12 protein-coding genes are annotated in these 12,727 nt (G+C 41.8%); 5 read left to right on the top strand and 7 right to left on the bottom strand.

The genetic code is table 11. From position 1 onward, the window contains the following. Positions 1–333: 333 nt before the first annotated feature. Together DBR32_RS08560 and DBR32_RS08555 are read left to right on the top strand one after the other, a co-directional pair. Positions 334–3,348 (top strand): fibronectin type III domain-containing protein, encoded by a 3,015-nt coding sequence (locus tag DBR32_RS08560; RefSeq protein ID WP_158605943.1) that lies wholly within the window; start codon positions 334–336, stop codon positions 3,346–3,348. Positions 3,349–3,607: 259 nt separating this feature from the next. Beyond that, complete coding sequence (locus DBR32_RS08555) at positions 3,608–4,159, top strand: hypothetical protein (RefSeq protein WP_124635900.1); 552 nt, start codon at positions 3,608–3,610, stop codon at positions 4,157–4,159. 32 nt (positions 4,160–4,191) lie between these two features. On the opposite strand, the gene DBR32_RS08550 is transcribed toward DBR32_RS08555, so the two are convergent. The 5 genes from DBR32_RS08550 to truB form a co-directional block, all read right to left on the bottom strand. Continuing rightward, a complete protein-coding gene (locus tag DBR32_RS08550; protein ID WP_124635899.1) occupies positions 4,192–4,551 on the bottom strand; it encodes a VOC family protein in 360 nt (119 codons plus the stop codon). Positions 4,552–4,627: 76 nt separating this feature from the next. Next, the gene (locus DBR32_RS08545) at positions 4,628–5,143 is read right to left on the bottom strand and encodes an STM3941 family protein (protein WP_124635898.1); all 516 of its coding nucleotides are present in this window, start codon (positions 5,141–5,143) and stop codon (positions 4,628–4,630) included. A gap of 120 nt (positions 5,144–5,263) precedes the next feature. After that, entirely contained in the window at positions 5,264–6,187 is a 924-nt protein-coding gene (gene bla / locus DBR32_RS08540) for a class A beta-lactamase (protein WP_124635897.1), read from the bottom strand. A gap of 201 nt (positions 6,188–6,388) precedes the next feature. Then, a complete protein-coding gene (locus DBR32_RS08535; protein WP_124635896.1) occupies positions 6,389–6,856 on the bottom strand; it encodes a hypothetical protein in 468 nt (155 codons plus the stop codon). A 7-nt stretch (positions 6,857–6,863) separates the two neighbouring features. Further along, positions 6,864–7,607 carry a tRNA pseudouridine(55) synthase TruB gene (gene truB / locus DBR32_RS08530; protein ID WP_124635895.1) on the bottom strand — a complete coding sequence of 248 codons (744 nt, stop codon included), beginning with the start codon at positions 7,605–7,607 and terminating at the stop codon, positions 6,864–6,866. 155 nt (positions 7,608–7,762) lie between these two features. Here truB and DBR32_RS08525 point away from each other — a divergent pair, with 155 nt between their 5' ends. Further along, positions 7,763–9,181 (top strand): arginine decarboxylase, encoded by a 1,419-nt coding sequence (locus tag DBR32_RS08525; RefSeq protein ID WP_124635894.1) that lies wholly within the window; start codon positions 7,763–7,765, stop codon positions 9,179–9,181. A gap of 65 nt (positions 9,182–9,246) precedes the next feature. After that, on the top strand, positions 9,247–10,119 hold the full coding sequence (locus DBR32_RS08520; RefSeq protein ID WP_124635893.1) for an SDR family oxidoreductase: 873 nt from the start codon (positions 9,247–9,249) through the stop codon (positions 10,117–10,119). A gap of 19 nt (positions 10,120–10,138) precedes the next feature. On the opposite strand, the gene DBR32_RS08515 is transcribed toward DBR32_RS08520, so the two are convergent. Beyond that, positions 10,139–10,948, bottom strand: a complete 810-nt coding sequence (locus DBR32_RS08515) for an aldo/keto reductase (RefSeq protein ID WP_124635892.1) — start codon at positions 10,946–10,948, stop codon at positions 10,139–10,141. Positions 10,949–10,960: 12 nt separating this feature from the next. Continuing rightward, complete coding sequence (gene hutI / locus DBR32_RS08510) at positions 10,961–12,184, bottom strand: imidazolonepropionase (RefSeq protein ID WP_124635891.1); 1,224 nt, start codon at positions 12,182–12,184, stop codon at positions 10,961–10,963. A gap of 117 nt (positions 12,185–12,301) precedes the next feature. Here hutI and DBR32_RS08505 point away from each other — a divergent pair, with 117 nt between their 5' ends. Further along, positions 12,302–12,721, top strand: coding sequence for a hypothetical protein (locus DBR32_RS08505; RefSeq protein ID WP_124635890.1), 420 nt, complete (start codon positions 12,302–12,304; stop codon positions 12,719–12,721). The last annotated feature ends 6 nt before the right edge of the window (positions 12,722–12,727 follow it).

Genomic DNA, 12,727 nt, shown 5'->3' with positions numbered 1-12,727 from the left:
GATAATATATTCTATATAAAATCGGGAAGACCCTTAGGCTTATGCCTATTTCCCTTGAATTGCACTTTTCTGTACACGTGTTTTTTTATAAATCATGCTTAGATCACCGGATTCGGCACTCATTACCGCTGCTATTCTGGTACAGAACAACGGGTTCATTTTGTTGAAAATGGCTTCTATGTGATCTGCTCAAATCATTAAGCATTATCCCCTAATACACCCACATCCCTTGTTTAACCTGTTTGTTCTGGAAGGTAACAGAGGGGTAATAAATGCGTAACAGGGAGGCAATATAAGGCCGGTACTTTCGCAGCCAATTGGAAAATGAAATTTATGAACAAAAGTTTACTTAAAGGATTGATAGCAGCCGTCTTCTTGATCTTGCCGGCATTGCTTCGGGCACAGACCATCGACCCCTATCTTCAGGCCATTACGCCACGCTCTATCGTTGTCAACTGGAAAACAAGTGCTGCGGTGAGTCCTATAGTTCGTTACGGCCTTACGCCTAACAATTTGGATCAAACCTTATCGGGCAGCACACAGGTGATGACCGATGTGGGTTACAGTAATAACTATTTTTACCATACGGTAAAGTTGCAGGCGCTGCAACCTGCAACCAAGTACTATTACCGTGTGGTGAGCAATAATGACTCCAGTATCATCTGTTCTTTCCGTACCCTTCCTGTAGTCGGAGCGGCACCGAATGCCAGTGGCCGGATGCGCTTTCTAATCCTCGGAGATAACCAGATCAAAGCACAACCCCGTTATGATTCACTCATGGTGGCGGCAAAAAGAAAGATGACGGAGTTATACGGACCTAATTATAATGATTCGGTTTCTTTTATTCTTAACCTGGGCGATCAGGTAGATGTGGGTACTTTGGATCATTACGAAAATGTACACCTGAAGAAATCCCGCTACCTTTCTCCTTACCTGCCTATACAAACTGCAGTGGGTAACCATGAAACCTATGGTACGCTGCAAATGCAGGCTTATTATAATCACTTTGTGCTGGACAGTATGCATTATAAAGGGATATACTCCGGTACGGAAGACTATTATGCGTTCCAATCGGGCAACCTCGTAATCGCTTATATGAATACAGAGAATACCGGCGGCAACCAATTTAACTGGATCAAAAAAGTAATCGATACGGCCAATGCTGACCCTACGGTAAAGTGGATCATCACGATTGCACACCGCCCTTATCAGGCAGAGCAGTATGTGGGCGACATTTCTCCCTGGATCCGTAATACGGTAGTACCTTATGCCATGCAATCGCCTAAGTTCTTTATGCATGTCGGCGCGCATCATCACCTTTATGCAAGGGGACAAATGAAGGATGTACCGGCATATAATATTATATCCGGAGGTACCGCCTGGGATCAGTATTGGGGTATGGCTACAGAGCAAAATTTTGATGATGTACAAAAAACCATCTCACAATGGGCTTATCAATTGGTAGATTTAGATATGATCAATGATAAGATTGATGTAACCACTTTTTCCATCGGGAGCATATACGGGAAACGGGAAAATATGGTGATCGATTCTTTTCACCGCTATAAAAATGCCCCGCCGCCGGTACGCCCATCTATAACCAATACTTTTGCCGATTCTCTGCAGTTACCGCTTACCCTTAGCGGCTCAAACTTTCAGTCTGCTGCAGGTGAACGATTGAACTCTACGGAGTTTCAGGTAGCCTTGGATCGCAATTTCACTGTACCGGAAAAAAGCAGTTACCGTCACTATGAAGACCTGTTCGGAGCAGTACCGGGAAGTACACCCGACACTTCTGCCGATCAAAACCTCGGTATTAATATCAATGAGTACACCTTGGCTGCCGGTACCATACCGAATGGCTGGCACTATGTAAGATTGCGCCATCGGGACCGTAACCAAAGCTGGTCTTCCTGGTCTGTAACAGATTCCTTCAAGGTATACAATAGTATTGTGGTTAATCCCGTAGTGAGCTTGGATACCAATCATTATACTCCAGGCAGTACAATCCATGTCACCTTTAGTAATGGGAGCCCTAATCCGGCGGCCTGGATTGGCCTCTATAAAAAGGGACAGACTCCCGGCGCTTCGACCCCTTCTCAAACCTGGCAGAATACGAATGGAGCCAACGGAACCCTGAACTTTACGCTGACACAGCCAAATGAATATTATGTGGCCTATTTCGGAGATGGTGGTTATACTGAGATTGCAGCAAGGGTGCCCTTTTATTATGGACCTTCACCTTCTTTAAGTACCTCTTCTCCCCATTACAGTGTCGGACAGCCCGTACCCATTACCTATAGCAATGCCCCGGCATTAACGAATGATTGGATTGGTGTATACAAAATCGGGATGACACCCGGTGGCCCGGCTTCTGTGAAATGGACTTATATTACTGCTGCAAATGGGGTCTATAATGTATCAAACCTGCCTAAAGGCTATTATTTTGCTACTTATTTTTTAAGAGATCAGTATTTTGAAGCAGGTGCGCGCACTTATTTTTCGGTTGGAGACACCATTACCACACTCACCACAAACCAAACGACCTATAACCTGGGCGAATACATCTCTGCGACCTGGCTGGACGGACCGGGCAATCCTAAAGACTGGTTGGGTATTTATCATGATGGGGACGATCCGAATGTGAATCCGCTGATCAGCTATACCTATATCAACGGGCAACCATCTGGCAGCAGAGGCATACCAGACTCGTCCATGCCACAACAGGCCGGTAATTATTTTATCGTATTGTTCACTAACGATTCTTACAATGAAGTATCTAACCGCGTATCTTTCGAAATGCTGGGCAGCCCTTTACCCCTACACCTGCTGGATTTTTCGGGCAAAGTAGAAGGAATGTCACATTTATTGCAGTGGAAAGTGGCCGGCGAAGATCCGCTGGAGCGCTATACACTACAACAAGGTATTAATGGTAAGGACTATGCCGACATTTACAATACCAGGGTAAATACCAGCCTTAAAGGAGCATATAGTTTTCTTAATGAGGAGCCGGCAAAAGGAGAAAATTATTACCGACTCAAAATGACGACTGCCGACGGTAAGGAAAGCTTTTCTAATGTGGTGAAAATACACCAGAATGAGCAGGGACAAAACACCGTGAGCGTGTACCCTAATCCGACGAAAAGTGGTAACAGAAGTGTTATTGAATCGCCCTACCCGATCGACCAGATTGACATCATGGATATCAATGGCCAGATGATCTACCAGTCTAAGAATATCAACAATAATAAATTTTCTTTATTGCATCAGGACCTGCCTGCAGGAACGTATATCCTGAAAATCCATTCCCGTAAATTATACACAGCAAAGCTGGTGATTACGCCATAATACGAAATCACCTTCGGACATATACACATTAGAACGGGCACATATTATTGAGGATTTGAAAGCACAGCATATAGTCTTAGGATTATATGCTGTATGCTTTACAGGCCGCTCTTATAGGCTGTTTTACGATCAGGTAATTTTATTTTAATAATCACAAATTGCATCATATCTACAAGAAAATAACAAATAGTTTTCAAGCCGCCGGACTTGCATTTTAAAACCAGGGGGCTTATCTTGTACCAGGAAAAACAATACACACATGAATATAAAAGGAACACTACTTTGCACACTGATGATGATCAGTACCGCTTCCGTATGGGCTCAAAAAAACAGTACCAGAACGACAACCTATAAAGGCAATAAACTGGAATGGGAAATGGTGAATGACAAGGTAACCAGTGTAAGCCAATATACCGGAAAGGATACTATAGTAAAAGTACTCAACAGGGGGCATCTTTTATCGCTCAATGGGGTAAAAGTAGGCAATGATGTGGCCACTAAAACCCGGAAGTCTATTGAAAAGTACCTGAAGAAAAATATTGCTAAAGAAAAGATGAAGGTGCCTAAATTCAACAATAATGATCTCAGGATTCACCTGAGTAATTGTGTGCTTAATGAAACGGGAAAAATCGTTTATTTCGAGCTCTTTTTCTTCCCTAAGAAGGACGACTTGCAACTATACCCCAACGAGTATACACCAGAAGTGAAGGCATACTTGAGTAAAGTGGAGCAAATGGTGGACAATGCGCCTTTATTTAATAATGAGCAACAGCAGCCCTTATATTTTGCGGAACCTATTGTAATAGAATAATCATAAGTACTACTAAATGGTTTCCGGACTATTTATAGGACACCCTGTCCGAAAGTCAGCAGGTTATTATCGGGATCCAGTAAAGAAAACTCCTTTTGTCCCCAGGGTTTGATCTGTAACGGCGCGTTAGGATGTATGGGTATCTTTTTGTCTAATAGTGATTGGTACAAATGATCTATATCGTCTGTACGGATATAAACCTGCCCATAATTTTCTTTGGGATCCAAGGCCTTAAATTCAAAGAAGTGAATTTCTATGCTGTCTTTCCGTAACATCAGATACGCTTCAAAGTCTTCACTTCCCAATGCCTCGAAGCCTAATTGGGTTACATAAAAATCGAGCGTTCTCACTCTATCACGCATAGGTAGTTTTGGATGGACATCAATAAGCATCTCTATTGTAATTTAAGGTAATCAAAACTAAATTAATACTTCTATTTCTCTTAGTACTTCTGCTATTAGGCCCCGGTTATTGCGCCGATTGGGATGCATTGTAATATTGTTCCAACAGGTTTTGCAATCCGGCAAAATCAATATCCAGTTCATTATCGGTCACCCCGAGGCCATGCGCAAGGATGCTTTTTTGAATTTGCGGAGCCACTTGTTGCAGGTATTGCTCCGGGTTTTTGAGTTTTAGAAAAACAAAAGAACTGCCAAAGACTTTGCCGGTAGATAAGGAAGTGATGTCTGCCCATTTAACCAACCCGATTTTACGGGCAACGGGCGTGCCTTTGAAGACAAGGCCCTCCGCATTGAGTATCAATCCTGAACGATCTTTATCTCGATAATTTTTAATGCCTACAATGAGCATATACGTCCCCATTCCGGCACACAATAAAAAGAGTAATAAGTAATAAATTTCTATTTTCGGGGCGAAGGCAACCAAATAATACACAAATAATAAGGATGCCACTACCAGTGCGATACCAAAAATTAATGTTTTACCGCGTTTCTTATTGTCAAAATTGATAATAGTTTCTTTCATTTTATACTTATTTGCCAGGCTATATGGGCCCGTTTGTTCCGCAAGCCCATTGTTTAAATGGACTCAAACGCCTGTAAAGATAGTTATAGATTAGGTTTTCCTTTACGTATAAACGCCATTCTATTTTTTAATATTATATTCATAAACTTCCTTTGCAATAGCCGCGATTATAGCTTCTCCATCATCAAATTTTTCATAAGTATCATGAATAAATACCGCAATATAAATTTTCTTACCGTCGGGCAATTCTATGATGCCGATATCATTGATGGCACCGGTCATCCCGGCAGCATTTGTAAAGGATGTGCCCGTTCGATGGGCTACTTTTACATTTTCAGGAAGCTTTCCTTTAAGCCGTTTTACGCCTGTTGTATTCTTTACCATGGTATTATATAGCCATTGCGTATTTTCTTTATTCAGAATTGCTCCTTTATCAAACATCATCAGTAAACGCGTGGCTTCATTAGGAGTTACTTCATTCACAAATTGGGATGCCCAGTCTTTGTGCATCTCTTCTTCATTATTCTTTACGATAAGTTGTTTGCTGTTGATGAAATGTTGCACGGAATCCGGCCCCCCGATTAAACGAAGCAGCATATCAGTCATGTTATTATCACTGTAACAAATCATCCATTGCATCGCTTCTTCCAGGCTTATCGAAATATTTCCTCCCGGAAATTTTTCCCTAAAGGGGCTCCAGGTATCTTTTAAGAGCACCGCTTTTTTAATGAATATTTTTTGAGTCATCGACAACTCTCCCGCTGCTACTTTATGCAAAATGGTTAAGGCAATGGGAAATTTCACAGTACTCAACATAGGATAAAACCTATCTCCATTTACCTGTATTGAGTCATGCTCTCCAGGATTAATAATGGATATCCCGATATCTGCTTTTTTGTTTGATATGATTCCTTCAATTTTCTTTCTTAATACATCATTAGGTTTGGCATCATGATGCACAATGTCACTACTGTTATTTTGGGCAGGAGCGCATCCGCATAGCAAAGCAATCAGGCTAATGATGATAATTCTTGCAGGGTTCATTTTATGTTTTTTTACCGTAAACACATAAATCTGTTTCGTGCTCAATATTACATAAAAAGAGCCAAAGGCAACATTTGGATCACCATAATAATGACATCGCATAAAATAAAAAATGCCTATTCTCTCATCACATTTCACAAAAAAGCCACCTGATAGGCGGCTCTTCGTGAAATATAATGAACGATATACTTAATGATGGGATTAATAGTATTTAATATCTATATCCATCTGTCTGCCTTCTTTTAAAGCTTTTTTATCTAAAGAGACACCGACAAGAATACCTATGAACATCCCAATAGGTAGACCAACCCCAAGCAGTCCCATTTTGCCCAGCGACACTCCGATCGTAACGCCTATGGGCAGACCAAAGGCTGTCATTCCTACCGGCAGCCATATATTACGATAATAGTTCTTGGTCACGACTTTAACGTGCTTTTCAAGGTTTTTGATCATATTACCTTGCCTCTGTCTGATGGCTTTTAATAATTCATTCCCCCCGTCAGGGATTGCATTCAGCGCAACCACATCATTATTGATCAAACCGGCTACTGCATCGGGCAATTCTCTTTTTCTTATTTCACTTAACAAGGCGGCTAATTGCAGATAAGCCTTGCTCCCTTTATCATTACCGGTAATGTCCGGTCTGTCTTTTAATTCAATTATTTGCATAAATATATTATTCTTCAAAATTCTTTTTCTTCCGGTTTACCGGTCTTTGCTTAGGTGTTTTAACAAAGGTCATGGGCTGCAGGTATTCCAGCCACTCGTCTATATTACGGGCTTCATCTACCGAGCAATCCCCAATCTTCGTACGGCGCAAAGCCTGTAAATAACCACCTACTCCCAGGGTTTTGCCGAAATCATGAGCCAGAGAACGGATATAAGTACCGGTACTGCATAAAACACGGAAATGCACTTCTGGTAGCTCAATCTTGGTAATTTCAAATTCACGGATCGTTACGGTACGCGGTTCGATCACCACCTCCTGGCCGGCCCGAGCCAGTTCATAAAGCCTTTTCCCGTCTTTTCTAATGGCCGAATGTGCCGGGGGTACCTGTTGTATGGTTCCGGTAAAGGGTTTTACCGCTTCCAGGATTTGGGCTTCGGTAAGCGCACTTACGGAGACCATGTTTTCCGGTGTTGATTCTAAATCATAAGTAGGTGTGATGGCCCCCAAATGAATGATGCCCGTGTATTCCTTATCTTGTTTCTGAAATTGTTCGATTTGTTTGGTCATCTTACCGGTACAGCAGATCAGTAAGCCGGTGGCCAAAGGGTCTAAAGTGCCGCAATGCCCGATTTTAGCATGGGTAGCCCTTCGAAACTTGCTGATGGCATCGAAGGAAGTCCAACGATAGGCTTTATCGATCAGCACAACAGCTCCTGCTTTTATTTCCTCTTCGGTAAGATTCTGATTCATGCTGCAAAAGTGATGGATTCAGGGACAATTTCCAAATGGGGGAAGTATTAAATATTAAATAATACACGGACTTCGTAATATTTAATGATTTATTTGTACGTTTGCACCTTAATTAATCCTATTTATTATAACCCCATTTTTCGTTTTTTATATAGATGAATAATACTTATCGTGGTCTTGTAGATCAAACGTTTCATTTTCCTCAGGAAGATTTTGATGTTCACGAAAATTATTTACAATTTAATGGTGTAGACATTAAGAAGCTTATCGATAAGTATGGTACGCCGTTTAAGCTTACTTTCCTTCCTAAAATAGGCATGCAGATCAACAGGGCAAAACAACTTTTTGCCAATGCGATTAAGAAGCATAAATATCCCGGCAGTTATAATTATTGTTATTGCACTAAAAGTTCTCACTTCTCTTTTATTGTAGAAGAAGCGCTGAAACATGATATTCATCTGGAAACTTCCTTTGCCTATGATATTGATATCATCCGGCAATTGTATGCAAAGAAGAAAATCAATAAAGACCGTTTTATTATCTGTAATGGATATAAAACCAAACAGTACACCAGAAGTATTTCCAAGCTGGTGAATGAAGGATGGAATAATGTGATTCCGGTGCTGGATAATAAAGAAGAGATCGACGATTACCAAAAGTTTGTCCGTGCCAAAGAGCCGGTAAACCTGGGTATCCGTATTGCAGCGGAGGAAGAACCGACCTTCGATTTCTACACTTCCCGTTTGGGTATTCGTAAGGAAGATGTACTTGAATTTTATGTAGATAAGATTAAAGGCAACAATAAGTTTCAGCTGAAAATGCTGCACTTCTTTATGAATAAGGGGATTAAGGATGACATCTATTACTGGAGTTCTTTAAGTAAAGTGATCAATCTGTATTGCCAGTTGAAAAAGATCTGTCCGGAACTGGACAGCATCAATATCGGCGGCGGTTTCCCGATCAAGCACAACTTAGGCTTTGATTATGATTACCAATATATGGCCAATGAGATTGTTTCCACCATCAAAAATGTCTGTAAAAAGAACAAGGTAGATATGCCCAACATATTTACGGAATTTGGTTCTTTTACCGTTGGGGAAGCCGGTGCTATAGTCTATAGTGTACTGGGCGAGAAAATGCAGAATGATCGCGAGATCTGGTATATGATCGACAGTTCCTTTATCACTACCCTTCCAGACACCTGGGGTATCGGAGAGAAATTCCTTATGTTGCCGATCAACCAATGGGAAAATGAATACCAGGAAGTGCACCTTGGTGGCCTGACCTGCGACGGACATGACTTCTATACTTCTGAAGAGCATATCAATGCCGTATTTTTACCCAAATTGGATGAGAAAGATTCGGTGGATAAAGAGCCTTTGTATATCGGTTTCTTCCATACAGGTGCTTACCAGGATCAGTTATCGGGTTATGGCGGTATTAAACACTGCATGATCCCATCTCCAAAACACGTAATCGTGAATATCGATAAGAACGGAAAAATGGAAGACTGGTTGTATGCTAAGGAGCAAACGCCGTTGAGTATGTTGAAGATATTGGGTTATGTGAAATAGCTCTTTCTTTTAACTAAGAAACGGGCACAATACCATTTTAAATTTTTACTTTTTCGTTTCTATACATGAAAATATTTATATCGGGAGCATCAGGATTATTGGGCGGTAATTGTTTAAAACATTTTACCGAGCAGGGGCATGAAGTGATTGGTACGCACCTTTCTTTTGCAACCCCGGATACAGTATATTATAATACGCTGGAACCAAGCAATCCTGACAATTTTGATGTAGCAGCATTTCAACCCGACGTGATTGTGCACTGCGGTGCCCTGACCCATGTAGATTATTGTGAAACGAATGTAGCAGAGAGTTATCAAAAAACAGTACAGAGTACCTTGAACCTGATTGAGCTGGCCAAAGCATGTAAGGCAAAACTGGTTTATATTTCTACCGACTATGTATTTGACGGCAACAGCGGCCCTTATACTGAATCGGCTCCGGTAAATGCCCTGAGTGTTTACGGGCAACATAAACTGGAAGCGGAAACAAAAGCATTAGCAGAACTACCCGATACCTTAGTCCTCAGAATTACTAATGTATATGGTGATGAGATCAGGGGTAAAAATTTTATTGCGCGTATCATACAACAATGTGAAGAAGGCCAGAAGCTGACTTTAAAATTGCCTTATGACCAGTTTGCTTCTCCGACCAATGCCTGGGATATCGCCAGAGCGATGTTGGTTTTATTGACAGATGGCCAATCAGGCATTTATCATATTGGTGGTAGCGACTATATGAATCGTGTAGAACTGGCGCTTCGCGTGCTGAGTTATTATCCCAATGCGGCTTATGAGCTGATTCCAACCGACACGAAAAGTCTTAATCAGCCTGCAGCGAGGCCTTTGCTGGGTGGATTTGTTAAGGCAAAATTTGCCACTGCCTATCCCGATTTCTTATTTGGTACTGTAGATAGTTATGTAGCCTCAAAGGTAAAATAAGCTTTTACTTTTCCCTTTTTCAACAAAAGACATCCGGATCGGGACCAATGCGTTCCTGTCTGTCCAATTGATTGATCGCCTGCATATCCTCCGGGCTCAAGTCAAAATCAAAAATCTGACTGTTTTCCAGTATCCGCCGAGGGCTAACGCTTTTAGGAATGGTTACAATGCCATTTTGTATATTCCAGCGCAACACAATCTGTGCGATGGTCTTCCTATATTTTTCAGAAAGTTGTTTTAATCGTTCTATCTCAAATATGCGCCCCTGCATTAAAGGGCTCCAGGCTTCAAACTGAATTTGATGTGCCTTGCAAAATCCCTGTAAAGAAGCCTGGACTAGGTAAGGATGATGTTCGAGTTGGTTGACCATGGGCACGATGCGTGCATCCGGCAATAGCGCTTCCAGATGATGTTGCAAAAAGTTGCTCACGCCAATGGCCTTTACCCTACCCGCTTGATACAGATCTTCCAAGGCACGCCAGGTCTCTTTAAATAAGCCTTTTACCGGCCAATGTACTAAATATAAATCCACATAATCCAAGCCTAGCAAAGACAAACTGGATTCGTAAGCCTTGAACGTTGCTGCATACCCCTGGTCTTCGTTCCACACTTTAGTGGTTACAAATATTTCCTCACTGGCTACACTACTGTTGCGTATCGCGTGACCAACGCCGGTTTCATTTTTATAGAAGGAAGCGGTATCAATATGACGATAACCCTGTTCCAAAGCAAAGGCAACGGCATCTTCCACCTCTTGCCCCTCACTCGTCTTCCATACGCCCAAACCCAGCATGGGCATTTTCACGCCATTGTGTAATGTCACTTCCATAATAAGATGGGATTAGATAATCACTCTTTCTATTAAATTTTCACCAAAGGCATAAGGCAAATAGGCTACAGAAGGGATTGGTTTTGTCAGAATCAAACTCGCTTTTTTACCTACCGTAATACTGCCCATCACAGATTCAAGCTCCATGGCAGCGGCGGCATTGATGGTTTGCGCATTAATCGCCTCTTCAGGGGTCATTTTTAATTGGGTACAGGCAATCGTCAGTAAGGTATTCATATTGCCCGACGGACAGGTACCCGGGTTGTAATCGGAAGCCAGGCATACCGGAAGGTTGGCTTCGATCAGCAAGCGTGCAGGTTGGTAATGCATACCCAGGAAAAAAGCGGCGCCCGGCAACAAAGTCGGAATGGTATTGCTACCCCGTAAACTGGCAATTTCCTCTTCACCCATACTTTCCAAATGATCAACACTTACAGCTTTGTGTTTAACCCCCACTTGTACGCCTCCGGAGCGGTGTAATTGATTGGCATGAATTTTGGGTTTTAATCCATATTTCCATCCGGCTTCCAGAAGCTGTTCTGTCTCGGCCACAGAGAAAAAACCTTCTTCACAGAATACATCCATATAATCGGCCAATTCCTCAGCCGCCACCAAAGGCAACATTTCATTGATGATGATGTCAATATAAGCCTGGTGGTTTTCCCTATATATTAACGGAAAAGCATGCGCCGCCAAAAAACTGGATTTTATCGGGATATGTGGGTAGTCTTCTTTAAGCTTTTGAATCACGCGCAACATTTTCAATTCACTTTCCACCGAAAGGCCATAACCACTTTTTATTTCGATAGCTCCGGTACCCAACAGAATTAATTGATCGAGCCGTCTGGCAGCCTGTACATATAATTCTTCTTCTGTAGCCGTGGCCAGTTTCGCTGCAGAATTCAAAATGCCTCCTCCTTTGGCGGCTATTTCCGCATAGGACAAGCCATTGATCCGGTCTACAAATTCCTGTTCGCGGGAAGCGGCAAAAACCAAATGGGTATGAGCGTCGATCCAGGTAGGCAGCACCATGCGACCGCTGGCATCAATCGTTTCATTGATTTGTAACATGGGTAACTCCGACATCGAGCCATAGGAATGAATCTTACCGTCTTCAAGGATAAGATAGGCATTTTCGATTTGGGGCAGGAATTTCATATCCAGTCCCAAAACGCGGGTCTCTTCGATGGTTCTGATCTGTAAGAGTGATTTTATATTTGAGAGGAGGGTAAGCATTTGTTTGAGCTGATTGTTTTTACAAAGAAAAGAATAAAAATTTAAGAAATCGACCAACTTTTTTTACCTTTAACACGTCTATAGTTTATTATGGGTCACCCTTTTAAGATTATATTAATGAGAAAGAAGATTCTACTATTCCTGTTTGCCGGTCTTGGTTTATTCGGCCAGGCACAAGCGCAAAGTTCTAATAGCACCATCAATCCAAAAATTGCGGCTGTTTATGGCAGTAGCCTGAATAGCATTCTAGCACAAGATCCGCAAAGGCTTGCCCTGCTCAATCAATTGCTCAATGAGCGTATCCAGATTATGGATCTAGATGCTGCTACCGCGATGGATAAATTTCCGGCCCTGAATAATCAGCCGTTATTTAATAAGTATGTTCCCGGTCTGAGCGCTGAAACCGTTTATAACCCAAATACTTTCAATCCTTTAAAGTATGATCTGCCATTTTTCAATTATGGTGATGTAGGCTTTTGGATTAATGGGACCAATAAGGTTTTACTGATCAGAGGAATGAGAAATTTTATTAATTAATAAGCC

Origin of the sequence: Taibaiella sp. KBW10, from assembly GCF_003852495.1 — a bacterium.
GTDB lineage: Bacteria > Bacteroidota > Bacteroidia > Chitinophagales > Chitinophagaceae > Edaphocola.
This window is presented reverse-complemented; position numbering and strand designations above follow the sequence as displayed.

Excerpts from the sequence above, each read along its gene's own strand:
- DBR32_RS08560 (WP_158605943.1), top strand. The coding sequence starts at position 334 with ATGAACAAAAGTTTACTTAAAGGATTGATAGCAGCCGTCTTCTTGATC.
- DBR32_RS08515 (WP_124635892.1), bottom strand. The coding sequence starts at position 10,948 with ATGGAAGTGACATTACACAATGGCGTGAAAATGCCCATGCTGGGTTTG.
- DBR32_RS08535 (WP_124635896.1), bottom strand. The coding sequence starts at position 6,856 with ATGCAAATAATTGAATTAAAAGACAGACCGGACATTACCGGTAATGAT.
- DBR32_RS08555 (WP_124635900.1), top strand. The coding sequence starts at position 3,608 with ATGAATATAAAAGGAACACTACTTTGCACACTGATGATGATCAGTACC.
- DBR32_RS08505 (WP_124635890.1), top strand. The coding sequence starts at position 12,302 with ATGAGAAAGAAGATTCTACTATTCCTGTTTGCCGGTCTTGGTTTATTC.
- DBR32_RS08520 (WP_124635893.1), top strand. The coding sequence starts at position 9,247 with ATGAAAATATTTATATCGGGAGCATCAGGATTATTGGGCGGTAATTGT.
- bla (WP_124635897.1), bottom strand. The coding sequence starts at position 6,187 with ATGAACCCTGCAAGAATTATCATCATTAGCCTGATTGCTTTGCTATGC.
- truB (WP_124635895.1), bottom strand. The coding sequence starts at position 7,607 with ATGAATCAGAATCTTACCGAAGAGGAAATAAAAGCAGGAGCTGTTGTG.
- DBR32_RS08545 (WP_124635898.1), bottom strand. The coding sequence starts at position 5,143 with ATGAAAGAAACTATTATCAATTTTGACAATAAGAAACGCGGTAAAACA.
- DBR32_RS08525 (WP_124635894.1), top strand. The coding sequence starts at position 7,763 with ATGAATAATACTTATCGTGGTCTTGTAGATCAAACGTTTCATTTTCCT.
- DBR32_RS08550 (WP_124635899.1), bottom strand. The coding sequence starts at position 4,551 with ATGCTTATTGATGTCCATCCAAAACTACCTATGCGTGATAGAGTGAGA.
- hutI (WP_124635891.1), bottom strand. The coding sequence starts at position 12,184 with ATGCTTACCCTCCTCTCAAATATAAAATCACTCTTACAGATCAGAACC.